The 22,916-nt window shown below is 68.5% G+C and carries 26 protein-coding genes; 19 read left to right on the forward strand and 7 right to left on the reverse strand.

Annotated features, from left to right (window positions below; genetic code table 11):
- Position 1: 1 nt before the first annotated feature.
- The 5 genes from A2CP1_RS15380 (at position 2) to A2CP1_RS15400 (ending at position 6,136) form a co-directional block, all read left to right on the forward strand.
- On the forward strand, positions 2 to 427 hold the full coding sequence (locus A2CP1_RS15380; RefSeq protein WP_012634114.1) for a hypothetical protein: 426 nt from the start codon (positions 2 to 4) through the stop codon (positions 425 to 427).
- A 286-nt stretch (positions 428 to 713) separates the two neighbouring features.
- Positions 714 to 1,550, forward strand: a complete 837-nt coding sequence (locus tag A2CP1_RS15385; protein WP_049771367.1) for an AbiJ-NTD4 domain-containing protein — start codon at positions 714 to 716, stop codon at positions 1,548 to 1,550.
- An 83-nt stretch (positions 1,551 to 1,633) separates the two neighbouring features.
- Positions 1,634 to 2,581, forward strand: a complete 948-nt coding sequence (locus A2CP1_RS22830) for a restriction endonuclease (protein ID WP_049771368.1) — start codon at positions 1,634 to 1,636, stop codon at positions 2,579 to 2,581.
- Between the two features lie 295 nt (positions 2,582 to 2,876).
- Positions 2,877 to 5,684: an Eco57I restriction-modification methylase domain-containing protein gene (locus A2CP1_RS15395; protein WP_168165125.1), complete on the forward strand. Its 2,808-nt coding sequence runs from the start codon at positions 2,877 to 2,879 to the stop codon at positions 5,682 to 5,684.
- Positions 5,685 to 5,863: 179 nt separating this feature from the next.
- Positions 5,864 to 6,136, forward strand: coding sequence for a hypothetical protein (locus A2CP1_RS15400; RefSeq protein ID WP_012634118.1), 273 nt, complete (start codon positions 5,864 to 5,866; stop codon positions 6,134 to 6,136).
- Positions 6,137 to 6,417: 281 nt separating this feature from the next.
- Here A2CP1_RS15400 and A2CP1_RS15405 read toward each other — a convergent pair whose 3' ends face one another.
- A complete protein-coding gene (locus tag A2CP1_RS15405) occupies positions 6,418 to 7,575 on the reverse strand; it encodes a hypothetical protein (protein WP_012634119.1) in 1,158 nt (385 codons plus the stop codon).
- A gap of 103 nt (positions 7,576 to 7,678) precedes the next feature.
- Here A2CP1_RS15405 and istA point away from each other — a divergent pair, with 103 nt between their 5' ends.
- The 4 genes from istA (at position 7,679) to A2CP1_RS15425 (ending at position 10,953) form a co-directional block, all read left to right on the forward strand.
- Positions 7,679 to 8,956 (forward strand): IS21 family transposase, encoded by a 1,278-nt coding sequence (istA, locus tag A2CP1_RS15410; RefSeq protein WP_012632795.1) that lies wholly within the window; start codon positions 7,679 to 7,681, stop codon positions 8,954 to 8,956.
- Positions 8,953 to 9,732 (forward strand): IS21-like element ISAnsp5 family helper ATPase IstB, encoded by a 780-nt coding sequence (istB, locus tag A2CP1_RS15415; RefSeq protein ID WP_012634120.1) that lies wholly within the window; start codon positions 8,953 to 8,955, stop codon positions 9,730 to 9,732. Before istA ends, istB begins: the two co-directional genes overlap by 4 nt.
- Positions 9,733 to 10,330: 598 nt before the next feature.
- The gene (locus A2CP1_RS15420) at positions 10,331 to 10,555 is read left to right on the forward strand and encodes an AbrB/MazE/SpoVT family DNA-binding domain-containing protein (RefSeq protein WP_012634121.1); all 225 of its coding nucleotides are present in this window, start codon (positions 10,331 to 10,333) and stop codon (positions 10,553 to 10,555) included.
- Positions 10,552 to 10,953, forward strand: a complete 402-nt coding sequence (locus A2CP1_RS15425) for a type II toxin-antitoxin system death-on-curing family toxin (RefSeq protein WP_012634122.1) — start codon at positions 10,552 to 10,554, stop codon at positions 10,951 to 10,953. The genes A2CP1_RS15420 and A2CP1_RS15425 overlap by 4 nt, the downstream gene beginning before the upstream one ends.
- Before the next feature lie 109 nt (positions 10,954 to 11,062).
- Here A2CP1_RS15425 and A2CP1_RS15430 read toward each other — a convergent pair whose 3' ends face one another.
- Positions 11,063 to 11,779, reverse strand: coding sequence for an SDR family oxidoreductase (locus tag A2CP1_RS15430; protein WP_012634123.1), 717 nt, complete (start codon positions 11,777 to 11,779; stop codon positions 11,063 to 11,065).
- A gap of 85 nt (positions 11,780 to 11,864) precedes the next feature.
- Between A2CP1_RS15430 and A2CP1_RS15435 the strand changes: the two genes are divergently transcribed.
- A complete protein-coding gene (locus A2CP1_RS15435) occupies positions 11,865 to 12,467 on the forward strand; it encodes a TetR/AcrR family transcriptional regulator (protein ID WP_081444551.1) in 603 nt (200 codons plus the stop codon).
- Between the two features lie 180 nt (positions 12,468 to 12,647).
- On the opposite strand, the gene A2CP1_RS15440 is transcribed toward A2CP1_RS15435, so the two are convergent.
- A complete protein-coding gene (locus tag A2CP1_RS15440; RefSeq protein ID WP_041450529.1) occupies positions 12,648 to 13,727 on the reverse strand; it encodes a medium chain dehydrogenase/reductase family protein in 1,080 nt (359 codons plus the stop codon).
- 651 nt (positions 13,728 to 14,378) lie between these two features.
- Between A2CP1_RS15440 and A2CP1_RS23295 the strand changes: the two genes are divergently transcribed.
- Positions 14,379 to 14,651, forward strand: a complete 273-nt coding sequence (locus A2CP1_RS23295) for a hypothetical protein (RefSeq protein ID WP_150106352.1) — start codon at positions 14,379 to 14,381, stop codon at positions 14,649 to 14,651.
- A 48-nt stretch (positions 14,652 to 14,699) separates the two neighbouring features.
- Here the strand turns inward: A2CP1_RS23295 and A2CP1_RS15445 are convergent, their stop codons facing one another.
- Together A2CP1_RS15445 and A2CP1_RS15450 are read right to left on the reverse strand one after the other, a co-directional pair.
- Positions 14,700 to 15,359: a YdeI/OmpD-associated family protein gene (locus A2CP1_RS15445; protein ID WP_012634126.1), complete on the reverse strand. Its 660-nt coding sequence runs from the start codon at positions 15,357 to 15,359 to the stop codon at positions 14,700 to 14,702.
- Complete coding sequence (locus A2CP1_RS15450; RefSeq protein WP_012634127.1) at positions 15,337 to 16,026, reverse strand: TetR/AcrR family transcriptional regulator; 690 nt, start codon at positions 16,024 to 16,026, stop codon at positions 15,337 to 15,339. The genes A2CP1_RS15445 and A2CP1_RS15450 overlap by 23 nt, the downstream gene beginning before the upstream one ends.
- A 194-nt stretch (positions 16,027 to 16,220) precedes the next feature.
- Here A2CP1_RS15450 and A2CP1_RS15455 point away from each other — a divergent pair, with 194 nt between their 5' ends.
- From A2CP1_RS15455 to A2CP1_RS15480, 6 genes are all read left to right on the forward strand, one after another.
- A complete protein-coding gene (locus A2CP1_RS15455) occupies positions 16,221 to 16,736 on the forward strand; it encodes a hypothetical protein (protein WP_012634128.1) in 516 nt (171 codons plus the stop codon).
- 410 nt (positions 16,737 to 17,146) lie between these two features.
- Positions 17,147 to 17,752: a hypothetical protein gene (locus A2CP1_RS15460; protein WP_012634129.1), complete on the forward strand. Its 606-nt coding sequence runs from the start codon at positions 17,147 to 17,149 to the stop codon at positions 17,750 to 17,752.
- A 115-nt stretch (positions 17,753 to 17,867) separates the two neighbouring features.
- Positions 17,868 to 18,146 (forward strand): hypothetical protein, encoded by a 279-nt coding sequence (locus A2CP1_RS15465; RefSeq protein ID WP_012526964.1) that lies wholly within the window; start codon positions 17,868 to 17,870, stop codon positions 18,144 to 18,146.
- Positions 18,147 to 18,488: 342 nt separating this feature from the next.
- On the forward strand, positions 18,489 to 18,707 hold the full coding sequence (gene infA, locus A2CP1_RS15470; RefSeq protein ID WP_012634130.1) for a translation initiation factor IF-1: 219 nt from the start codon (positions 18,489 to 18,491) through the stop codon (positions 18,705 to 18,707).
- Between the two features lie 103 nt (positions 18,708 to 18,810).
- Positions 18,811 to 19,287, forward strand: a complete 477-nt coding sequence (locus A2CP1_RS15475) for a DUF6223 family protein (protein WP_012634131.1) — start codon at positions 18,811 to 18,813, stop codon at positions 19,285 to 19,287.
- Between the two features lie 15 nt (positions 19,288 to 19,302).
- Positions 19,303 to 19,635: a sigma factor gene (locus A2CP1_RS15480; RefSeq protein ID WP_012634132.1), complete on the forward strand. Its 333-nt coding sequence runs from the start codon at positions 19,303 to 19,305 to the stop codon at positions 19,633 to 19,635.
- A 100-nt stretch (positions 19,636 to 19,735) separates the two neighbouring features.
- Here the strand turns inward: A2CP1_RS15480 and A2CP1_RS15485 are convergent, their stop codons facing one another.
- Complete coding sequence (locus tag A2CP1_RS15485) at positions 19,736 to 20,362, reverse strand: TetR/AcrR family transcriptional regulator (RefSeq protein WP_012634133.1); 627 nt, start codon at positions 20,360 to 20,362, stop codon at positions 19,736 to 19,738.
- A gap of 117 nt (positions 20,363 to 20,479) precedes the next feature.
- On the opposite strand from A2CP1_RS15485, the gene A2CP1_RS15490 reads away from it, so the two are divergent.
- Both A2CP1_RS15490 and A2CP1_RS15495 read left to right on the forward strand, forming a co-directional pair.
- Positions 20,480 to 20,890 (forward strand): RidA family protein, encoded by a 411-nt coding sequence (locus A2CP1_RS15490; RefSeq protein WP_012634134.1) that lies wholly within the window; start codon positions 20,480 to 20,482, stop codon positions 20,888 to 20,890.
- A gap of 105 nt (positions 20,891 to 20,995) precedes the next feature.
- Positions 20,996 to 22,177 (forward strand): alpha/beta hydrolase, encoded by a 1,182-nt coding sequence (locus A2CP1_RS15495; RefSeq protein WP_245529797.1) that lies wholly within the window; start codon positions 20,996 to 20,998, stop codon positions 22,175 to 22,177.
- On the opposite strand, the gene A2CP1_RS15500 is transcribed toward A2CP1_RS15495, so the two are convergent.
- Entirely contained in the window at positions 22,170 to 22,835 is a 666-nt protein-coding gene (locus A2CP1_RS15500; RefSeq protein WP_012634136.1) for a class I SAM-dependent methyltransferase, read from the reverse strand. The two genes, A2CP1_RS15495 and A2CP1_RS15500, sit on opposite strands and share 8 nt — an antisense overlap.
- Positions 22,836 to 22,916 lie beyond the last annotated feature (81 nt).

Below are 22,916 nucleotides of genomic sequence, written 5' to 3' on the forward strand. Positions count from 1 at the left end.
TATGCTCGACATCCCTGCCCACTACAAGTCCCCGAACATCGATAGGCAGTCTGTAGCGAACGCTGGACTCCACTACGTCGCCTATCGACTATCGCTTCTCGGCTGGGCGGTCCTGCCAACCTCCCGAAACACGAAAGGCGTTGATCTTGTCGCCGGAAAGGGCGACTGGGCCAAGATCATCACCGTGCAGGTGAAGTCGTCCTCTGCCTGTCACCGCATCCGGTTCAAGAGCAAGCCCGACCACCTCGCATCGCACTACATCGTCGCCGCAAACATGGACTTGGGGAGAAAGCCCCGCTGGTTCATCTTCCCTCGCGCGGAGTTTGCCGCGTTGGTGAAGCCAGAGAAGGCTGCGGGGCGGTTCTTCGTGGCGCCAGAGGACTACGCCAAGGACGAGTACGAGCTTGTGTCACGGCTCGACCTGTGAAGGGTTCGGCACGGCGCCGCGCACAGCGCGACACTTGTGCCCGGCATGTGCCCGCGCCGAATGGGATTCGCGGGACAAGCGGGGGAACGGCGGGGCACAACCAAGCGGGAAGGAACCTTTATACCGGGCTGTTGGGCGCAAAGCTGTGGGCTGTCGCCTAGTGGATGAGCCCTGCCAGTAAGGTTCGATTCCCGGCGCCTCAACTTGAAGTTGCTGGGGTTTTCGGACGCCGCCCACAAGAGGCCCACAAGGCCGTGTGGGCGGCGTCCGTTATGCTGGCGTGCACATGAACGACCTGTTTTCGAGGCGACTCGGCGTCTCTGCATCTCCGGCCGATATCACCATACGCGAAGACGCGACGCCGTACTTCCGTCGAGCGGTGGCCGAAGAGGCCACGGAGCGCGATGTAGGCCCGCACTCGCTGCGGGAAATAATCTGCAAGCTGGTTCGCGCCGTCCCCGATCCTGACAACTGGTCCGCGTACCCCAACGTCTGGGACGAGACCACTAGCCATCTCGCGAGTTGCGACTGGTACCGCGTCTACGACTTCGCCGAGTTGGTCTACGCGCTGCTCACTCGCTCCGGCAAAGACGCGCCCGGGTACCAGCGAGCGCTGAACGACATCTGCATCGAAACCGGAATCGGTTGGCAGATGGTGAACGGCAAGTTCCAGACCCGTGGTGACGTCGGATTCGAGAGCACGGTCCATCGCGCGCTGGAGCTCCTGCAAGGCTCAGCGAGGCGCACGGCCGCTTCGGAACTCGCGGAGGCGGTCCAGGACCTTTCGAAGCGACCGAAGCCGGACAAGACCGGCGCCATTCAGCATGCGATGGCTGCCCTGGAGTGCCTCGGACGAGATGTCGTCGGCGACCACAAGCCTACGCTGGGCGAGCTGATGAAGAGGTATCGCGACGAGCTCGCGATTCCTCAGCCTCTCGATCATGCGATCGAGAAGGCGTGGGGCTACGCGTCGGAGGTTGGCCGTCACCTCCGCGAAGGACGGGAGCCTGGACGCGCGGAGGCCGAGCTGGTGGTCGCGTTGTCAGCAGCGATGTGCGCCTACTTGCTGCGTGACATGGCGGACACGGTGGACAGTTCTTCGCCGAACCCTTTCCCGTTCTGACTGAATGACGAGCCCGCTGGAACCCCTCGTCCTAGCCCGATGACGCTGTAGAGCGACAGACACCTGTTCTCTGGAATGACCTCGTGACGCTCTCGATGGTAGAGGAGCAAGCCCTCACCGAACTTGCGGACCTCCTGTACCCGTACCTGCCCGCCTCCGGAGCCGTTTACACGTTCGGGGAGGCCGCCAGAGACGCAGGCGTCGGGGACCTCTGGCCAGGAGTAAAGGGCTCCGGGTTTAGCAAGCTCCCCGCGGTCACGGTTCTCCTCGAGAACACGCTCAACGCTCGGAGGAACCGCTTCTGCGATCTGGTCCTCGCGATTGTTCGCGGAGGGTTGCGGTACCGATCAAAGAAGGGCAACCCGGTTACCGCGCCCGACCTAGCGAAGCTCAACGACGTCGTTGCGAGGTTCGGCTTCAAGATTCCGGAACTCTGGGATCCAGCGTTCCTCGCGAGTCTACCACCCGGAGCAAACACTCCTCCTCCGTCCCCGAGCCCGCAGCCGGCGTCCGACCTTACGGCTTCGCGTGGTGGCACTCGGCGCGCTCTCGATGCTCTACGCGCAGAGTTCCTCGAACTTCACCAACTCCGCGATAGGCAGGTAGCGGGCCTCAGGCTTGAGCGCCTACTGGAAGGGCTGTTCGCACTGTTCGGCCTGAACCCAAACGCTGCGTTTCGGATCGCGGGAGAACAGATCGACGGCTCACTGGAGTTCGCGGGAGACGTCTACTTGCTCGAAGCGAAGTGGACCACGACGATGGTCAACGAGTCCGAACTGTTGGTGTTCCGCGGAAAGATCGAAGGCAAGTCTCAGTTCACCCGTGGGCTGTTCGTCTCGGTCAACGGTTACACGCGGGAGGCGCTCGCAGCCATCACCAAGGGCAAATCTCCGAACTTCGTGATGCTCGACGGATCCCACCTGTATCGTGTGCTGGAAGGAAACGTGCGACTGGACGAACTACTCTGCAGGGCCGTCCGCCACCTGGCTGAAACTGGCGAACCGTACCTCCCCATCAACAAGACGTCTTAATCGTCGTCGCCCATCACACAACAAACTGGGGCAACGGGGTCTTTGGCTTTTGACTCGGTTCGGCAGCCACGGCGACACACACCCTGCCCTCCTGTGCTAAGCCGTTCAGCTAGGCTTTCGTACTGCCTCAGTGTGTGGGGCGCGCAAACGCGCACCCGTTAGAGTCGCCCCCAAGTACCGGCAGATGCCGAGCGGCTGCAAACGCGCGGCGGCTTCTCTGTCAGTGGAAACTGATTCGGGGAGGGGCTCTATGGCCGCACCTTCGGAGGTGCTGTCGTTGACGCATCGTTTCGAGATGCAGCGCCACGCGTACTCCGCATCCGAGTACAACGAAACGCAGCTTCGCCGGGAATTCCTCGATCCGTTCTTCGCCGCGCTGGGCTGGGACGTCGCAAACCGATCCGGCTGCGCGGAGGCGTACAAGGACGTTGTCCACGAGCCGACGCTCCGTATCGGCGCGTCGGTGCGCGCCCCCGACTACTGCTTCCGCATCGGCGGAACTCGAAAGTTCTTCGTCGAGGCCAAGAAGCCGTCGGTCGACCTCGCCTCCGACCCCGGTCCAGCGTTCCAGCTCCGGCGCTACGCCTGGTCTGCCACCCTTCCGCTGAGCATCCTGACCGACTTCCAGGAGTTCGCGGTCTACGACACCCGCATCCGCCCCCACCCATCGGATCGCGCCTCCACGGCTCGCGTCCTCTACATGCGGTATCCGGAGTACTCCCAGCGATGGGACGAGTTGGAGGGCCTGTTCTCCCGGACGGCGGTTCTCCGCGGAGCCTTCGACGCCTTCGCAGGATCCTCACCGCGGAAGAAGGGCACCGCGCGTGTCGACGAGTCCTTCTTGGACGAGCTGAACGTGTGGCGTGAACTCCTCGCCAAGGATCTCGCGTCGGGCTCGCCGCGCATGACCGAAGCCATGCTGAACGACGCCGTTCAGCTCACGCTGAACCGACTGCTGTTCCTGCGCATCGCCGAGGACCGCGGCATGGAACAGTACGGGACACTTCGCGAGGCGACGCATAGCGGAGACGCAGGCCGGAACATGGCGAAGCTGTTCGGTCGCGCTCACAACAAGTACAACTCCGGGCTGTTCGTTCCAGGTCGTGCCTCTTGTCGTACTCGGATTCCGGAAAGGGCCGTGAAGTCGATCGTCGGGCGCATGTACTACCCTCAGAGCCCGTACGAGTTCTCCGTCATGCCCCTAGACGTACTGGGGCACGCGTACGAACAGTTTCTCGGCAAGCACCTTCGGCTCACCCCCACGCGACGTGTTCGGATCGAGGAGAAGCCACTCGTCAGGAAGGCGGGTGGCGTCTTCTACACGCCGGACGTCGTCGTGGCGTTCATCATACGAGTAGTGTTTGCCGGGGCGCTCGACGGCAGGACGACCTCAAGGCCGCTGCGAATCCTCGATCCGGCGTGCGGCTCCGGGTCCTTCTTGACCTCTGCCTTCGACGCGCTCCTCCGAAACCGTTCAGGCGCTCCGGGCGCGGCCCCGTCCCGCACGGCAGGCATCGAGGACACGTCGTCGTCGCCACTCGGCGTGAGCGAGAAGAAGCGCCTCCTGACGACGCACCTGTACGGCGTGGACATCGACCCACATGCTGTCGAGGTGGCGAAACTGTCGCTGCTCCTCCGGGTAGTCGACGGCGAATCGGGCGCGAGCCTGAAGGCCGCGTATGACTCCTCGAATGAGAAGGCGCTCCCAGATCTTTCGCCGAACATCAAGTGCGGGAACTCGCTCGTCGCGTCCGACTACTTCGGTCTCCGACTGACAGCCTCGGCCGAAGAGACGTGCTCCGTGAACGCATTCGACTGGCAGACTGCCTTCCCGGACGTGTTCCAGGGCGAAGACCCGGGGTTCGACGTCATCGTTGCGAACCCACCCTATGTGTCGCTGCAGAGCGGGTTCCTCGCCCCAGCGCTCCTCGAGTACCTCCAGTCCCACTACGAATCGTTCGACGGCATCGCGGACCTGTTCGCGATGTTCGTTGAGCGCGCGCTCGGGCTGCTGTCCGAGCATGGTGTATGCGGGATGATCGTCCCGACGACGCTACTGATGAACCGGTCGTTTCAGCGCCTCCGGAAGCTGCTACTCAAGAAGGCGACGCTTACGCACGTAATCGATCTCGGCGACGGCGTGTTTCGCGACGCGGTCGTCCCGACGTGCATCATCGTGTTCCGCAAGGGGCTCGCGACGGCGTCGTCCGTCGAACTCGGCCGGAACGTGCGGGCCCTGGCAGCGAACGACTACGACCGGCGGCTCGTCTCCCAAGACGTCCTGGCTCGCGCTAAGGACTTCGCCATCAACGTCGCGGGGGATGGACGAGCGGAAGCGCTCGCGTCCCGCCTCCAGCAGACCTGCGTACTGCTCGAGTCGCTCCTTAACGTCAAGGAAGGCATCAAGACCGGCGATGACGATCGATTCTTGTCCGACCGTCCGTTCGTGCGCGACTCGTTCCCGGTACTGAAGGGCAGAGACATCGAACGATACGCGGCCGACCCGATCCGGTTCATCCACTACGATAGAGAACGACTCGACCGGCCGCAGACGCCTGAGCACTTCCTCGTACCGGAGAAGTTGCTGATCCGGCGAGTCGGCGAGCGGCTCGTGGCCACCTACGATGACCAGCAACTATTTTGCGTTCACACGCTCTACACCGTCCGTCCAAAGAGTCCTGGCGTTCGCCTCAAGATGCTGCTCGGGTTCCTCAACTCGCGGCTCATGACGCTGCTCTTCCGGACGGCCAACCCTCAGAAGGGGAAGGTCTTCCCTGAGGTTCGGATCTTCAGCCTGAACGCTCTACCGTTCCCCGCGAACGTTGAGCCCGAACTCGCTTCTGACATCGAGCAGCACGTCGATGCGCTCTTGGCGTGCGCGGCTGAACATTCGCGAACCTCGACTCCGCAGCAGCATGACGCGATGTCTTCGCGCTTCGCGACCATCGACAGCCGTCTCGAGAAGCTCGTGTGGCGTGCATACGGCCTCACGTTGGACGAAGAGGCTCTGCTTGCGTGCACCTCATGCTCAAGTGACGACACCCCTTCGCCGGCGCACGGCTCGTCTCGCACCCGCAACGCGGTCTCCGCTGTCGTGCACTGAACGAGACGAGCACTAGCACCGGACAACTGCTCACGGCGCACTCGTCGGGAGCCGTGCTCACCGGACTCACGAAGCTGGCCGTCTAGAGTCGGGGGGCAGGTCAGAATCACCACTGGTCTCACGCCCGCATCCGGATGTCAGACTGCTATGGCATCGTTGGTCTTTCGCAGGAGGTGCTAATGGCTAAGGTGTTCCTTCACACCTACGACGCTCCCGGCGACCCCGGGCGAAACGAGGGTCGCGACTTCTTGCGGCTGCCTGTTGTGGGCGAGTATGTCGCCCGCGAATCGACCGGCCCCTGGTACCAGGTGACCCTCGTGGTGCACTGCCCATCCCCTTTCGATGGCGGGTACGACGCTGAGGTGTATGCGCGGAAGGCAGATTCCGCCGGCGTTTTGAGGCACGACGGGCCGTGGAAGAAGGGGCCGGGCGTCGTGGCCTCGTTCGACTAGTCAGCAGGGTCGGAGGAAGCCCGGCAACTCTCCCTGCGATACCTAGCGCGCTGTCACTGATTGGGACTCGCCGCCTAACACCAGCGACTCCGCCGCCCTTACGCGCCCACGTAGTGTGGGCGGTATGGGCTCTCGTGGGCGCCATCGTGCGCGCTCCCACGATCCCGAGATCGGCTCCTCGCATAGTCTCGAGGGCCGAAGACGGCTCGCGCTACTCGCCCGGGCGAAGGCGTCAACGTACACAGCGAGCGTGCGCAATGCCCAACACCGAAGGCCCTGGCTCAGGGCTCGGTGGCGCCGCCGTTCCGGGCGATCTTCACTAGTTGCCTCCAGAACCGCGCCATCGAGATCCACCGGAGGTCGGTCTGATTGCAGACGAGCGCGGCCACTCGGCGCTTCTCCCACGCGCGCGCGCACTGTTCAGGATCCGCGGGATCGTAGATCGGGAGTGTGTCGCAGACCAGGATGAAAGCCCTGGCCAGTTCCGCGAAAGACTCTGGGGTCGCGTTCGCGGCATCCACGGATGCAAGAGCGACCGTGAGTCGCTGTTGAAGGTGCTTGATTCTCTGGTTCTCGTATTTGTTCGACGCCTCTCGAACATCGGCTTCGATCTCACGAAGCAACTCGGCAACGTCGTCGTTCCCAAGTTTCTCAAGTATTCGCGGCACCGCCGTGAAGACGTTCGGAAGAAAGGACCTCTCCTGAAAACCACCGAGTACGCCTTCCGCGCTGGCCTGAGGACCTGCTTGCTCTGCGGACGCTGATCTCATCTGTAGGCCGAGCCTCTCGACCCACTCGCTCCGGCCTTTAGCTTTCAGCAAATCGTACCGTGCGCGCTGAACAGCCCACAGAAGCATGTCGCACACCTGGATGCCCGCGTCGTTCGCGCGCGCGAGCTCTAGGCTGACTCGCGGAAAGCGTATCGGAAGATTTGGCTGCACAGCGGCGGACGCCAACAGCGACGCATATAGCTCGCTCTGCCACCGAACTGCGTGCGCCTCCTCGAAAGTCCCTCCCCTGAGCGCAACCACGAGATTCACCGCGTCATAGTCGTCTTGAAGAACATGCAGTACTCCGAGGAGGTTCACCAATGAGTGCAGTTGCGAATCTCCATGCTCATTCCCGCCGGGCTGATTAAAGCGCCACTGCATATCCTGAAAGTGTCCCCGGAGCCCTGCGTTGACGATTGCCTGCGTCAGATTGGAATGGGCATTCGCGGAATCAAAGGATGCATGAAAGTAGCCGCGCGTAAGCGTTTTCTCGTCCATCGTGTTCCCACGAGCATCCGGATCGTCCGAGAGGTTCGCGAGCGCCGCTGCGATGATCGCGTCAGGAACGGGTTCCTCCAGAAGCAGAGCACCGACCCGGAACGGCCGGCCAGCGTCTGCTGCACCTACCGACGGCGCCTGGGATTCATCGACATAGAGCCATGCCTCCATCGCCTAGCCTCCCCCACCCCGCGTTCGTGTGTAGAGCGACAGGATAACTGACCCCCTTGCGACACAACTTCTGACCCCCTCTGCCCTCAGCAAGGAGGCGGAGATGGGCAGCGAGATGGGATTCGTGGCACCCCCGACGACGGAGGTGCCGATGGTCGAGGCGGAGGCGGTCAGGCAGATGCGTGACCTCGCGGGTAAGGGCTGGGGCGCGAAGCGGATCGCGCGCGAACTCGGCGTGGCTCGCAACACGGTGCGTCGGTACCTGCGCGGCGCGGTGGCCGATCTCCAACGGCACCCTTCACAGCAGCGGCTCGACGACGTCCGGCGAGCTGAAGCGGTCGCGCTATTCGAGGGCGAGGCCGAGGGCAACGCCGTGGTCGTCGCGCAGATGCTCGGTGAGCGCGGCGTTGAGGCGAGCGTGAGGACCGTGCAGCGTGCCGTGGCGGACCGCCGGCGCGAGCAGCGCGCCGCCGACGTTGCGACGGTCCGGTTCGAGACCGCGCCGGGCCGGCAGATGCAGATCGACTTCGGCGAGCGCCAGGTCTGGATCGCCGACGAGCGCGTGACGGTGCACTTCCTGGCGGCGGTGTTGAGCTACTCGCGGCGGATCTTCGTGAAGGCGTTCCTGCACGAGCGTCAGGGCGAGTGGCTCGACGGGATCGCGTCGGCGTTCCGCCACTTCGGCGGCGTGCCGCTCGAGGTTCTCGGCGACAACACGCGCTGCCTCGTCGCCGGCCGCAACCGAGAGGCGCAGACCGTGATCTTCCACCCGGCGTATGTCGCGTTCTGCCGCGATTGGGATGTTCAGCCGCGCGCCTGCCAGCCATACCGCGCCAGGACCAAGGGTAAGACCGAGTCCGGCGTGAAGTACGTGAAGCGAAACGCGATCGCCGGTCGGCGGTTTAACTCGTTCGCGCACCTGCAGGACCACCTATCCGCGTGGCAGCTCCTCGTGGACGGCCGCGTGCACGGGACGACGCACGAGGCACCTGCGAAACGCTTCGAGCGCGACGAGCGCGAGGCACTGAGGTCGCTGCCCGCGCGGCCGCTCCCGACGCACGGCCGTCGCCTGCAGCGGCGCGTCGCGAACGACTCGCTCATCGACATCGACACGGTCCGCTACAGCGTTCCGCACCGCCTCGTGCGCGACCGCGTCGAGGCGCTCGTCACCGCCGACGAGGTTCGCATCTTCCACGGCCGCGACGTCGTAGCGGTTCACGCGCGCTCGTTCGAGCCGCACGCGCGGGTGATCGACCCGGCCCACCTCGACGGCCTCTGGCGCCGGCCTGCGGCTGAGAACCTCGTTCCCATCGCGCAGCCGCTCGCCGCGCTCGGACGGACGCTCGACGACTACGCGGCCGTGATCGGCGGTGCCGCGTGAGCACCGAGATCACGCGGGCTCGCGTCCTCGAGAGCCTCGGCCTGCTCCGCCTCGGGCGCATCGGCGAGCAGCTCGACGCGTTGCTCTCGACCGCGGCACGGGGCGAGCCGACGTACCTCGACTTCCTCGACACGATCCTGCGCGAGGAGGTCGGGGCGAAGCAGCGGAAGCGCGTCGCGATGGGCATCCAGATCGCGCACTTCCCCGCGGTGAAGACCCTCGACGACTTCGACTTCAAGTTCCAGCCGAGCGTCGACCAGAAGCTCGTCCGCGAGCTCGCCGTCAGCCGGTACGTCGCGAACGCGGAGAACGTGCTCGTGTTCGGCCCGCCCGGCGTCGGCAAGACGCACCTCGCCATCGGGCTCGGGCGCGCCGCAGTCGAAGCCGGCTACACCGTGCTCTTCACGAGCGCGACGGCGTTGCTGGGCGCGCTCTCGAAGGCCGAGACCGAGGGCCAGCTCGCGGAGCGGCTCGCGTTCTACGCGAAGCCCAAGCTGCTCGTCGTGGACGAGCTGGGGTACCTGCCGTTCGAGAAGCGCAGTGCGCACCTGTTCTTCCAGCTCATCGCGAGGCGGTACGAGAAGGGCGCGATGATCATCACGACGAACCAGGTCGTCACGCAGTGGGGCACCGTGTTCGGGGACGAGATCCTCGCCGCCGCGATCCTCGACCGGCTCCTGCACCACAGCTTCACGCTGATGATCCAGGGCGAGAGCTACAGGCTGAAGCAGAAGCGCAAGGCGGGCCTGCTCGGCAGGGCCGAGAAGGCGAACTGAACCCCGAGGCGGAGGGGGTCAGAAGTTCTGTCGTTTGGGGGTCAATTCCCCCTGTCGTTTGACATCGTGCGGTACACCAGAGATCGCTCTCCGTTGCGCGCTCGGTGAGATTGTATCAGCGCACCGGGCGACAGATGCGGGCGGAGCAGTGATTACCCGTCTCGCGCCAACTCCCGTGCGCCTTGATACCTGGATCCCCGACAGCATGGGACGGCGGGGGGGGGGCCGCGGGCGGCGAGACACGGTCTCCCGTTATCGCGTGGCGCGGGACAGCGACCGGCTCCGCCCCCACAGTTTGTGGGCGCCGTGGGCTCTCGATGGGCGCTCATGGGCCATCGCGAGCGCCCATCCTGTCCCGAAAATGTCCTCTCCGAGGGCCCATCGAGCGCCCAAGGACCGGAATTCGATTCCCGGCGCCTCCACTGAAATGCCCCGGACTTTCCGGGGCTTTTCGCTTTTCGGACCTTCGGGCCCACAACCCGGGCCCACAACCCGGGTCCTCAGCCCTCGAGCCCTCCCCGTGTCTCCAAGCGGCGCCCGCTGCCTTGCCGAGGCCCGGCTTCATCGTTATACATTCGTAAGAACGAAGGAGTCTTCCATGCGCAAGAAGCTCTCATCCATCGGCAACAGCCTCGGCATCGTGATCGAGAAACCGATCCTCGAGCTCCTCGACATCGACCGGGAGACCGAGCTCGACCTGCGCACGGACGGCGAGCGGCTCATCATCGAGCCGATCCGAGGCGCCAGGCGGGCCAGGGTGAAGACGGCGGTCCGTCGCGCGATGGCTGCGCACGACGCAACCCTGCGAAAGCTCGCGAAGTGACCGACCCCGTCTTCCTCGACGTGGACGACGTGTTGCTCATCCATGAGGAGCAGCTCGCGACGTACGGAGGGGCCCTAGGTATTCGCGACGTCGGCTTGCTCGAGTCCGCTGTCGCGATGCCGCGTGCCTCTGCGGGCGGCGAGCTTGCGCACGAGGACCTCTTCGCGATGGCGGCGGCGTACGCCTTCCACATCGCGCAGAACCAGCCTTTCGTCGATGGCAACAAGCGGACGGGGCTGCTTGCCGCCATCGTGTTCCTCGATCTGAACGGCATCCCGATCAGCGATCCGGCTGGCAGGCTGTACGACGCGATGATCGCGGTCGCAGAGCGCCGGATGGACAAGCCGGGCCTCGCCACCGAGTTCAGGAGTCTGGCGGCTGAGGTCGCTCGGTCCTGACGCGTCGGCTTGTGGGCGCCATGGGCTCTCGATGGGCGCCCACGGGCTGTCGCGAGCGCCCACAGGGTTCCGAAGTGGGCGCTCTGAGAGCCCATCGAGAAAGCACCCCTCACGCGCCCGAGACCCACCGGCCGCCGCCGTCGCACGTCACGACCGTCCCCGTCATGTACGGGTTGGCCGCGACCGTGACGATCACCTCGGCCAGGTCCTCCGGCCTCCCCACGCGCCGGGCCGGGAACCGCTTGCGGGCCTGCTCGAACATGCCCGCCTTCACCTCGGGTGGACTCGCATCCCACCAGGGCGTGTCCACCAGGCCCGGCGAAACTGCGTTCACGCGGATGGGCGCGAGCTCGACGGCCAGCACCGGGACCACTGCCTCCAGCGCCGCGTTGATGGCGGCCAGGCCCGCGGTCCCGGGGATGGCCGCGCCCGCCGAAGCGGCGGACACGAAGGTGATCGACGCCTCCGGCGCGAGCCTCGGCAGCGCCGCCTGGGCGGTGCGGAGCTGGGGCAGGAGCTTCGCGTGGAGCCCCTCGGCCAGATCCCCGATGTCGAGCGAGCGGAAGGAGCCCGCGCCCTTGCCCCCGGAGAGTGCCAGCACCAGCAGGTCGATGCTGGGCGCGCCGATGAAGTACTCCTGGAGCGAGGCCGGCGAGGCGGCGTCGAGCACGGCGCCCTCGATCCCTTCTCCCAAGGCCGCGACCTTCGTCCGGTCCCGGCCCGCCGCAGTCACCCGCGCCCCGCGCGCCGCCAGGAGCCGCGCCGTCGCGAGGCCGATCCCCGAGCTCCCTCCCACCACCAGCGCCCGCTTGCCTTTCAGGTCCACGGTCCGTTCTCCCTTACGAGACGATGAGGTCCGTAATGGAAATAACGAGACACGCCGTCTCGTCAAGCGATATGCTCCCCTGCGATTGTCGCGTCCGCCCCGCCCCGCCACCGTGGCGCCCCGCCGTGGCCGCCCGCGCAGCGACGCGGCCAGACAGGCCATCCTGACGGCGGCGCTGGAGCTCGCGCGCACCCGGCCGCCGGCGGACGTCTCGGTCGAGGCGATCGCCGCCCAGGCCGGCGTCGGGAAGCAGACCATTTACCGTTGGTGGAGGGGCAAGGCGGAGGTGCTCCTGGAGGCGCTCGCGGATCTGGCCGAGGCCGAGATCCTGGAGTCCGATATGGCGAGCCTGGAGGCCGACGTCCGCGCGTTCCTCGAGGCGAGCTTCGACGCAATCGAGCACCAGCGGCTCGCGCCGGTGCTGCGTGGGCTCATGGCCGAGGCGCAGCGCGACCCCGGGTTCGCCCGCGCCTTCCGCGCACGCTTCATCGAGCGTCGGCGCGACGCCGCCCGGCGGCTGCTGGACCGGGCGCGTCGCCGCGGCGAGCTGGGCCGGTCTACCGACCCTGAGTTGCTGGTGGACGTCCTCTTCGGGGCACTCTGGTACCGGCTCCTCGTAGGGCACGCCCCGCTCGACCGCGCCTTCGCCCGCGGCCTGGCGCGGGCGGTGGCCCGGGTGGCGAGGTGAGCCCACTGCGCACGCGCCGCCCCGGTGCGTCGGCGCTGATGCCGCGCGCGGTCGTCACGCTGCTCCTCCGCGCATCGCCTCGGAGCGCCCACCATTCTCTTCGATCCCCAGCGCGTGATCGGCCGAGAGCGGTGCCCATCGTGGGCTCTCGATGGTGCGCTCATGGGCCATCGCGAGCCGTCACGACGGTTCCGAGCGAGCCCCTTCGCCGACGAGCACGATCTTGCCCGTCACGCCGCCGTTGGCGAGGAGTTCCTGCGCCCGCCGTGCGTCGGCCAGAGGGAATCGCTGCGCGATGATCGGCTCGATCTTCCGCTGCTGCAGGAGGTCGAGCAGCGTGATCAGGTCGTGCCGGAACCATGCCGGCTTCAACCGCTTCAATGTCTGGATGCTGTACGGGACCACCCGCTTGCGGCCCGGGAGAAGCGAGCCGGCGGCGATGTACAGGGCGAACCTCGCGGCTCCGCGAAAGCGCCGACGACGACCTGGACGACTGGAGGTCAGCGCCCCCTCCCCGCGAATCGAGCTGATGAGGCCATAGCCCACCACCTTCCCGCCGGGTCGGAGCGCCTTGCGCGAATGCCAGAGGTGAGCACCGCCGATGTGGTCGAACACGACGTCCACGCCGTCGCCCGCGAGGCGGTGGATCTCCTCCACGAAGTCCTGATGCTGATAGTCGATGGGGGTACCGCCGAGCGCGGTGACGACCGACGCCCCTCGCGACGAGCAGGTCCCGTACAGCTCCAGCCCGGCGAGGCGCCCGAGCTGCAAGAGCGCCGTGCCGACCCCGCCTGCCGCACCGTGAATCAACGCGCGCCCTCCCCGCCTGACCTTCGCGGAGCGATGCATCATCTGGTACGCGGTGATGTAGTTCAGCACCAGGCACACGGCCTCGGCGGCGTCCACGCCCGCTGGCACCGGAACGAGCTCCTCCTGCGGCAGGCAGACCCATCCCGCGTACGCGCCGTGGATCGGCATCGCGGCGACGACCTGGCCTGGCTCGATGCCAGCGATGCCGGCGCCGAGCCGATCCACCACGCCGACCAGATCCCAACCGGGAGTGAACGGCACCGCGGGCGTCTCGGGATGAATTCCCTCACGCGCCATGACGTCCGGCAACGAGACGCCTGCGGCCAGCACCCTCACCCGCGCCTCACCAGCCTTCGGCTCGGGGCGCGGTTCCTCGACCACCTCGAGCGCGTCGGGCCCGCCGTAATGCGTGACGACGACGCGGAGGTGGCTCGCGGTTTCCGACGACACTGCGACGTGACTCGGTGGTGTCATGGAGCTGCCCTCCTCTGCCGACCGGTTCCGCGGGACGCTGATGGAGCGGCTGCGCGCCAGCGCTCGGAACGCCACCGTCCCGGGCGCGCGCGCTCAGCTCGAGCGAGGCGCTGCCATGGATCCCGAGGCGGCGCCTCGTCGTCGCCCGCCTGCGACGCAGGAGGATGCGCGCGGCCCTGAACATCGACGGGCCGGAACCGGGCCTGCCTTCGTGACGGACTCTGCGCCGATCTGCCACACGCCGGAACGGAGCAAACGAAGCGCCGTTGGGTCACCCCGAACGCCGGAGTCGGCAATCGCGCCCGCTCGTCACGAGGCCTCGCTCGGTCAGCCGAGTGAGCCGACGGTCGGGCGCACCCTGGGGGCAGGAGGGGCCAACGACGGTGCTCATCGCGAAGCTCAACACCACGCAGGACTTCTCCGAACGAGGCGGAGCGCGGGCGAGGCCGTCGTATTCGTCCACGGGAGGCCCAGCTCCTGGCGCGACTGCGGTGGTTCTCGCGGGCGGCGGCTCGGCCAACGCACCGCCATGCTACTCAGGATGCAGGTCCTGCCCGTGAGGTACCATGAGTCATGCCCCGTGAACCACTTCCACCCATCTGGCAGGACTACCGTCGGCGACGCTGGGTGATGATCGGGCTCTTCCTGGGATATGTCCCGGGGGCCGCGCTGCTGGGCGGCGCTCTCGTTTGGTTCGTCGGATCACCGCTTGGTTTCATGATCGCCGGAGCCGGCTTGCTCGCGGCGCTGTGGTGGGCAGACGCCCGCTTCGCGTCGTTCCGGTGCCCGTCATGCGGAGAGCGGTTCATGGTGCGTCGGTATGAGCTGGCGCTTCCCGGCATCCGAAAACACCAGTTCTCGGCGCGCCGTTGCGTCAATTGCGGGCTTGCACGACCATGATCGCGGGCCGCGTTGCCTCGCCGGCTGGGCCGAAGAAGAAGCTCGCCCTCACGCGGACCTGGGCTTCGCCTTCCCTCTCTTCGCCTTGGCGGGGTGCAACGTCTGGTGTGCCGCGCACATCGCCACGAACGTCGCGACCCGGTTCGCGCGGGTCTCGGGGCGCCTGGCTGTCGTGACCCGGTAGAGGATCGCGTAGCGATTCGCGGCATCGAGGACCTCGAAGAAGGCGCGAGCACGAGGATTGGCATCGAGCGCCTCGGCGAGATCGGCGGGGACGGCCGATGTCCTTGCGCCATCGTAGGCGCGTTCCCATCGCCCGTCGCGCCTGGCGCGGTCGACCTCGGCGAGCCCAGGCTCCTGCATCCGGCCGCTCGCGATCAGCGCCTCGGCCTTGGCGCGGTTGATCTTGGACCACGGGCTCCGCCGGGTGCGACGCGTGAAGCGCTGCAGCCACGCCGCGTCGTCCAGCGCTCGCTTCTGGCCATCGATCCATCCCCAGGCCAGCGCGGCCTCGAGCGCTGCCGCGTACGTGAGCGTACCGTCGCTCGCCCCCTTCTTCGGGATGCGGAGGAGGACGCCGGCAGACCGATCGTGGTTTGCCCGGAGCCATGCATCCCATGCCGCCGCGCTTCGCAGCTCGAGGACCGGATCGCTGTCCTTCGACCCGGGCGAGGTCGAACCCGCTCTAGGAGGCTTCATTCTTCGCATGTCGTCCTTTTCGACGCGCGCGCCCGCCGACCGGGCTCGGATGGAGGGCGAGCAGCGCCCTCGCGGCGGCGGCGCTGCGCCTCGCGATCTCGCGTTCGCCGGGCGTCTTCACGGTCCGGAGGAGCAAGCTGATGGCGAGGTCTGCCCAGAGGAGCGCGAGGAACTCCCGGATCATCTCCTCGGGCTCGCCCTCGACGAGTGCGCTGTCACGCGCCTTCGTGAGCGCGCCGCGGAGGGCGGAGCGAACCTTCTCTCGCCCGAGCTCCTCGAGGGCCCGGGCGATCTCGGGTGCGCGGTTCGCCTCGGCGATGGCCAGCCGGAACGTCTCGACGACGTTCGCGTCCGTCACCTCCGCGAGGAACCGCTGGCCGAATCTCGTGAGCGCGGCCTGGAGCATCTCCCGGTCCGCCGAGTCGGGAAGCTCGGCGGCAACCGGGAATCGCGCCGACCGATCGCGGATGCACTCGATGAGCAGCTGGAGCTTGTTGCCCACGTGCGTGTAGAGGTCCCGCTTCGACACGTGCGCGCGCGTCGCGATCTCGCTCGTGCTCGTCCCGGAGTAGCCGAGCTCGGCGAACGCAGTGAAGGCTGCCTCGAGGATTCGCCGGCGGAGCGCTGGCTCGTCCGCCTCCCCCTGCCTGTCGTCTCGCGCCGGCTTCGCTCGCATGCGGGCCGCTCCTCGGGCGGTACCGAAGCGTACCATCATCCCTCCGCGGCGAGCGGTACCACCTGGTACCACAACCGGGACCCGCGCCGCCCTTGACGTTGGTACCGGTCGGTACCATATCCGAGCTGCCCGGCACATCGAACCCACGAGTCGCGCTCGAGTCCGGGATCTGGAATCGACCTGAGGAGACGCTCATGGTGTCACGAATCGCCTTCTTCGCGAGCATCGCGTTCAGCATCGTCGCGTGGAGCATGGTCGGCACCCGATACATCTGGCCGGCGCTTCGGCACCGGTCGCGAGCCGAGGCGTTGCGACCGCTGCTCGCCCTGCACGGTTTCCGCTTTCTCGGGATGGCCTTCCTCGTCCCCGGCGTCGTCTCGCCCGACCTGCCGGCCGCCTTCGCGCACCCCGCCGCCTACGGGGACCTCGTGGCGGCGGCGCTCGCCGTGCTCGCCCTGTCACTGCTGCCACGCGCGCCAGGCGTCGTGATCGCGTGGGTCTTCAATGTCTGGGGCCTGGCCGATCTCGTGAACGCCTTCTACCAGGCCGCCCGCGCCGGGCTCGTGCCGGGGCAACTGGGGGCGGCGTACTTCCTGCCGACGCTCGGCGTGCCACTCCTGCTGGTCACGCACGTCCTTGCCTTCCGGGTGCTGCTGCAGGCTCGGAGCGAATGTGTCGCGGGGGAAGACCGCTACCTGGCGCACACCTGAGGGGCTGCGACAGGGGTGGCCCGAGGACTTCGCCGGGAACTCGACCGACGGTGAAGTATCCCACCCACGCCAGCGCGCTCTTCACGCCTTGCCTCGGTCGCATCATCCGCTCGGGCTCGACCCGACGCCTACCGCGCCTTGCGTCCCCGGGTGCGTGCAACGAGCTGCCTCGTCACGGACGCTCGTTCGACTCTCCGTGACGGGGTCCGGCTGCTCCGGCATGTTGGCGCGAGTCTCCCGCATCGCGGGGCGAGGGTCCTGGTGAGGAATCGCCGTACAGCCGGGTGCGGCACGACGAGCACTTCCACATCGACTTCGAGGACACCTCGGGCCTGGCCTCCGGAGCTCCGCGTGAGGCAAGATGGTCCGCTGCGAACGGCCTCCCCCTCACCCACCGTGGAGCACCTCGCGTGCACGCTCAGACCGTCGCCCTCGCTACAGCGCTCCTCCTCTCCGCCATGCCGCTGGACGCGCGCGCGTACTGGTACGCTCGCCAGGTGTCGGACACCCGCTACGGTGGGTGCCAGCAGGCCGAGGACAGCCTGGATGACGTCCTCGCCCATGTGAGCGCCGGGTGGGCGCGGGCGAGCCAGGGCCGCGGGAGGGCCTGTACCGTGGTCCGGAGCGGTCCCGAGGCCTCGGTCGGGTTCGCCGTGGACTGTGGCGAGGGCGGCGTGCACCTCTTCTTCCGCTCCGAGGCGCAGTGCGCGCTGTTCGTGTCGACCATCAACGCCGGCCGGCGCGCCACCCCCGAGGACTACGTGCCGCCGGGCGCGAAGAACAGGTCGACCTGGCTCACCACGTACGGTCAGTGCATGGAGAGCTGGGTGCATGCCGAGACCGTCCGGCGCCGTGCGCTGCAGGTCACCGCGACGATGTGCGAGTGCCTCGCCGGCGAGCTGGCGGCGTCGGCGGCGGCGCCCACGGAGGCCCGGGTCCAGGCCGCGGGCCGCGCCTGCCTGGCTGCCGTGCCCGCCTCGGAGAAGGCGAAGCTGGCACCGCCGCGCCCCCGCTAGCCGCGCGGCATGGCGCGCCTTGCAGCCGGGCCCCCTCGTGGCACAATGGCTCCGCCTGTTCCCCTCGCAGCTCGAGGCGCTGGAAGTCGCGCCCGTCCAACGATAGGAGCGAAGCATGAAGATCCAGCTCGGACTCACGAAGGAGTGGACCACCGTCGAGCGCCGCAAGCTGAAGGTGGTGGATCTGCGAGAGTTTCTGATGGAGCACTACCCGCGGGACCACGGGTGGCGAGACGAGAAGCAGGCCCTCATCTTCCTGCAGGAGCACCTTCCGACCGAGCAGCTTCACGCGGTGCTCAAGGGAATGAAGAACGACTCGAACGAGGTCACCCGGGAGACCCCGGAGCTCACGCACAAGAAGTTCTGGTTCGAGATCGTCCCGGACGAGAAGTAGCTTCGCCGTGGGCGCGCGCCGGGGCGCCGGTGGGTACAAGCGTCCGCGTTCCGCCGCGCTAAAGCAGGACTTCAGGCATTCCGCCGGCAACGGCCAGGCTGCCCTCCGCGGACGGGCGACGTGTAGGCCCGTGTAGTCAACGCCGCAGCCCCGTCCCCGGGACCGGGAGACGCAGCGGTGGCTCGCACGGTCGATCGCGAGTGGCCATCCTGTTGCAGGATGGGCTATATGATGCCCACGCAGCGCCAGGAGCCCGGTCCGGGCCGGGGCGCCGCCACACCCCGGGAACTCCCGCCGCGAGGCGGGTTTCTTTTACATCCGGGTTCACCGACTGGAGAGCGTTTGAGCGAGAAGGAAGCTGGCATCGAGGTTCAGGGGCGCGTCGAGGAGTCGAGCGGCGGCATGTACCGCGTGAAGCTCGACCAGGGGCCGGTCGTCCTGGCCTACCCGTCCGGCAAGATGAAGCGGTTCCACATCCGCATCATCACGGGCGATCGCGTGAAGGTGGAGCTGTCGCCGTACGACCTGACGCGCGGGCGCATCACCTACCGCGACAAGTAGCGCCGCCGGCGCGCCGCCCCCGGAGCGACCTGCGGGGGCGTAGCCCTCGCCGCATGTCACATCCCGAAGCCCTGTCCCGTCCTTCGCGCTGCGAGGAGGAGACATGTTCGGATCGGGAGTGCGGGAGCGTTGCGCAGGGCTGCTGTCTGGACTCACGGAGCTGGCTGCCGCCGCAGCGCTCGTTGCGATCGTCGCGCTCGCAGCACCGGCAGCGGCAGCCGCGCAGGTGTCGGACCCGCCGGGCCCGGTCGCCGCGTATACGCTGACGCCCCAGCGGATCACCGCTCAGGTGGGCGTCCTGGTGGGACTCATCGGCGCGGTTGGCGGAGGGCTGGCCCTCTCCCGCGCCGCTCGATCCGTCGGTCGCGAGCGCCGCCGCGGGGCCGCGCTGGCGCTGGTGATGGGGCCGCTTGCGGCGATCATCGGCGGGCAGGTGGTGGCCACCGCAAAGGGTGGCCTCGGTACAGGCCAGGGGCTCGCCGGAGGGGTCGTCGCAGTGGTGGTGGGGATGATCGCCACCGCGCTGGGCGCGCTCGCGCGGGTCCGGTCCCGCCGCACCGCGTCCGCCCGCCCGGAATGACCTGAGCTTCTGCCCATGACCTCGAGCCCTGCCGAGAGCATCGAGCCACATCGCGGGCGGCTGCTCGGCCTGGCGTACCGCATGCTCGGTTCGATGGCCGACGCCCACGACGCGGTGCAGGAGACCTACGCGCGCTGGCACGGAGCCGACCGCGGTGGGGTGGCGGACGCGGGAGCGTTCCTCCTGAGAACGACGACGCGGATCTGCCTCGACATGCTGAGCTCGGCGCGCGCGCGGCACGAGGAGTACGTCGGCCCGTGGCTGCCGGAGCCGGTGCTCGACACGGCCCGCTCCGGCCGGACGCGCACACCGAGCTCGCCGAGGACCTGTCCTACGCGCTGCTCTTGACCCTGGACCGGCTGTCACCGCTCGAGCGCTGCGTGGTGCGCAATCCAGACAAAGTGCGGCACCTGTCCGTGGCGGCGCGCTGAGCCCGAGGTCCGGGCGCTCACAGCACGGCGCGAAGCACGGCCGAGACCTGCTCGGTCGTGGGCCTCGGCCCCTGGCCGATGGCGTACATGAGCGTGATGCCGTCGATGAGGCCGGCGCACGTCTCGATGGGCGCGTCGGCGCGCCCGTGCGAGATGAGCTTCACGAAGAACGCGATGGGCCGGCGCGCCGCGGCGGTGAGGCGCTCGCCGACGCCGGCCAGGTCCTCGCGCCGCGCCGCGGCCATGGTCAGCTCGACGCGGGCCAGGAACAGGTGGCGCGTGTCGTCGGCGTACGCCGCGAGCTCGTCGGCCACGTAGGCGATGGCGGCGTCCAGGCCCTGCCGAGCGGCGCGCTCGGCGAACCCGACCTGCAGCTCGTCGCACTCCTTCTCCAGCAGGGCGGCGAGGTGGTCGGCGGCCGCGACGAGCAGCGCGCTCTTCTTCGGGAAGTAGTAGGTCGTCGAGCCCTGGGGCAGCCCGGCGGCGTCGTCCGCCGCGCGGTGGGTCACGCCCTCGAGCCCCCGCGTCGCGAGCAGCTCCAGCACCGCCTCCAGGATCACGACGCGCCGGTCGGACCGGTCCGCCGTGGCGGCGTCCTTCGGGGCGCGGGGCGCGCGGGCCTTCTTCCTGTCGGCCGAGCTCATGGCCCTCCCTCGGGTTCGATCGCCGGGACGCGTTGACACGTGGTGATCCTCTACGTATGTAGAGTCCGCCTGACTGCTCCGCAGCGACTTCCACTACTCTACAGGATTCGTGATCTCATGACCTCTCCCATCGCTCGCCTGAACCCGCCCTCCCTGCCCGACGCCGGGGCTGCAGGCTACTCGCAGATCTCCGTGGTCGAGCCCGGCAGCCGCATGGCGTACGTGTCGGGCCAGGTAGCGTGGCGTCCGGGAGGCGAGGCCCCGCCCGCCGACCTCGTCGAGCAGACGCGCATCGTGGCCGCAAACGCCCGCGCCGCGCTCGACGCGCTGGGCGCGACCCCGCACGACATCGTCATGGCCCGCTGCTTCGTGACCGACCTCACGCCCGACCGGCTCCACGCCATGTTCCCTCCCCTGCTCGAGCTGTTCGACGGCGCCCGCCCGTGCATCACCGGGGTCGGCGTGGCGGCGCTGGCCGGACCCGATCTGCAGGTGGAGCTGGAGCTGACGGTCCGGCTGCCGAGCTGAGCCGCCGCCTCGGATCGGCTCGGTCCCGTCCGATCGCCCGCCCGCTCGCCGCCCTGGCGGGTCCTGCGCGGGCGGCGAGCGCGCTTCGCGCGCTACATGGGGCGCATGACCTGGCGGTTCGGAGCGTACGAGCTCGACCCGGCGCGGCGCGAGCTGCGCGTCGCCGGGGAGCCGAGGGCGCTCCAGCCGCAGGTCTTCGAGGTGCTCACCTACCTCGTCCGCAACCGGCATCGCCTGGTCGTGAAGGACGAGCTGCTGCGGGAGCTCTGGCCGGACGCGATCGTCACCGACGCGTCGCTGCAGCGCGCGGTGAGCCTCGCGCGCCGCGCGCTCCGCCCGGCGGATCGCGGCCTGCTGCGCACGCACGCGCGGCAGGGATACCGGTTCGTGGGCGAGGTCGTGGAGACCGAGCCGGACCCGGCCGACACGGCGGCGGAGGCGCGCCCTGCCTACGTCCGCTCCGGCGACGTCCACGTGGCGTACCGCACCGCCGGACACGGTCCACTCGACGTGGTCCTGGTGCTCGGGTGGTCGCTGGGCATGCGCGCCGCCCTCGAGCTGCGGGGAGCGTCCGAGCTCGTCCGGGCGCTCTCCGCGCGCGCCCGCGTGATCCTGTTCGACAAGCGCGGGACGGGTGCGAGCGACCGCGTGAAGGCGTTGCCGGAGCTGCCGCAGCGGGTCGAGGACCTCGAGGCGGTCCTCGACGCGGTGCGGTCCCCGGGCGCCGTGCTCGTCGGGTTCTCCGAGGGTGGCCCGCTGGCGCTCACGTTCGCCGTGACCCGTCCGCTCCGCGTGCGCGGCCTCGCCCTCGTCGGCGCCTTCGCCCGCATGTCGGCCGCGCCGGACCACCCTGCCGGCTGGAGCGGGGCCGAGATCGCGTCGCTGCGCGCGTACATCGCGCGGGGCTGGGGCGCCGGCGCGACGCTGCAGGCGATCGTTCCCGCCCGCCACCTCTCGGCGCCGCTCCGCGTCTGGGCCGCCCGGGCCGAGCAGGAGGGCGCGAGCCCCGGCGCGGCGCTCGAGCTCCTGGAGATGAACCTCGGGATCGACGTCCGGCCGCTGCTGGCGCGGGTGCGAGCGCCCGCCGTCGTGCTGCACGCGACCGGCGACCACGTCGTCCGCGTCGGGAACGGGCGCGCGCTCGCCGCGGAGATCCCCGGCGCACGCCTCGTCGAGGTCCCCGGCGAGGACCACGCGTTCCTGTTCGGCGGCCGGCCGACCCTCGAGCGCGAGCTCCTGGCGCTCCTCGCGCGGGCGGCCGCCCGGCCCCGGCCCGCGCTCACCTGACCGCGACCGCGGCGATCTGCGAGCGGATCGGCAGGAGCGCCGTGCGCAGCGTGAACGGCGTGATCTCGACGGCGGCGAACCCGGCTGCACGCAGGAGCCCGGCGACGTCGCGGTGGGTGTCGCAGCCCTCGAAGAGCCACCTCCACGGACGCTCCACGACCTGCTGCAGGCGCGCGACCCGGCTCCCCACCGGCGCCGCGACGTGCTCGACGCACCAGAAGCGGCCATCGGGACGGAGCACTCGCCGGATCTCCGCCAGCACGCGCGCCGGATCGGAGACCGTGCAGAGGACCAGGCTCGAGATCACCGCGTCGACGCTCCGGTCCGGCAGGGGCAGGCGCTCCCCCGCGCCCGCGCGCACGTCGACCGTGAGCTGGCACCGGGCGGCTGCCGCGCGCAGGCTCGCGTGCATGTGCACGTTGGGCTCGATCGCGATCACGTGCGTCCCCGGCGCCAGGTAGCGGAAGCTGGCGCCGCTGCCCGCCCCGATCTCGACGATCGTTCGCGGCAGCCCTCCGAACAGCTCGCGCTTCACGCGCTGGTACTTGCGATGCGCGTAGCCATCCAGCGCGCGGAAGATCCACGCGTTCATCCGGGCGCGGACCGGGTGGTCGAGGACCTCTCCCGCGCTCGTCGTGTCCGTCAGGTAAGGGTACATGGCCGTCCTCCTCGTGCGCACGTCGGCGTCACGCGCGAGAAGGTACGGGGCGGTCCCGGTCACGTCCTGACCGAAGCCTGA

The organism is Anaeromyxobacter dehalogenans 2CP-1, from assembly GCF_000022145.1.
Classification (GTDB): Bacteria; Myxococcota; Myxococcia; order Myxococcales; family Anaeromyxobacteraceae; genus Anaeromyxobacter; species Anaeromyxobacter dehalogenans.

Bases quoted from the DNA above. Each gene is read 5' to 3' on its own strand.
- A2CP1_RS15380 (WP_012634114.1), top strand. From the start codon at position 2: ATGCTCGACATCCCTGCCCACTACAAGTCCCCGAACATCGATAGGCAG.
- A2CP1_RS15385 (WP_049771367.1), top strand. From the start codon at position 714: ATGAACGACCTGTTTTCGAGGCGACTCGGCGTCTCTGCATCTCCGGCC.
- A2CP1_RS15395 (WP_168165125.1), top strand. From the start codon at position 2,877: ATGCAGCGCCACGCGTACTCCGCATCCGAGTACAACGAAACGCAGCTT.
- A2CP1_RS15400 (WP_012634118.1), top strand. From the start codon at position 5,864: ATGGCTAAGGTGTTCCTTCACACCTACGACGCTCCCGGCGACCCCGGG.
- A2CP1_RS15405 (WP_012634119.1), bottom strand. From the start codon at position 7,575: ATGGAGGCATGGCTCTATGTCGATGAATCCCAGGCGCCGTCGGTAGGT.
- istA (WP_012632795.1), top strand. From the start codon at position 7,679: ATGGGCAGCGAGATGGGATTCGTGGCACCCCCGACGACGGAGGTGCCG.
- A2CP1_RS15420 (WP_012634121.1), top strand. From the start codon at position 10,331: ATGCGCAAGAAGCTCTCATCCATCGGCAACAGCCTCGGCATCGTGATC.
- A2CP1_RS15445 (WP_012634126.1), bottom strand. From the start codon at position 15,359: ATGCGAAGAATGAAGCCTCCTAGAGCGGGTTCGACCTCGCCCGGGTCG.
- A2CP1_RS15450 (WP_012634127.1), bottom strand. From the start codon at position 16,026: ATGCGAGCGAAGCCGGCGCGAGACGACAGGCAGGGGGAGGCGGACGAG.
- A2CP1_RS15455 (WP_012634128.1), top strand. From the start codon at position 16,221: ATGGTGTCACGAATCGCCTTCTTCGCGAGCATCGCGTTCAGCATCGTC.
- A2CP1_RS15465 (WP_012526964.1), top strand. From the start codon at position 17,868: ATGAAGATCCAGCTCGGACTCACGAAGGAGTGGACCACCGTCGAGCGC.
- A2CP1_RS15475 (WP_012634131.1), top strand. From the start codon at position 18,811: ATGTTCGGATCGGGAGTGCGGGAGCGTTGCGCAGGGCTGCTGTCTGGA.
- A2CP1_RS15480 (WP_012634132.1), top strand. From the start codon at position 19,303: ATGACCTCGAGCCCTGCCGAGAGCATCGAGCCACATCGCGGGCGGCTG.
- A2CP1_RS15485 (WP_012634133.1), bottom strand. From the start codon at position 20,362: ATGAGCTCGGCCGACAGGAAGAAGGCCCGCGCGCCCCGCGCCCCGAAG.
- A2CP1_RS15490 (WP_012634134.1), top strand. From the start codon at position 20,480: ATGACCTCTCCCATCGCTCGCCTGAACCCGCCCTCCCTGCCCGACGCC.
- A2CP1_RS15495 (WP_245529797.1), top strand. From the start codon at position 20,996: ATGACCTGGCGGTTCGGAGCGTACGAGCTCGACCCGGCGCGGCGCGAG.
- A2CP1_RS15500 (WP_012634136.1), bottom strand. From the start codon at position 22,835: ATGTACCCTTACCTGACGGACACGACGAGCGCGGGAGAGGTCCTCGAC.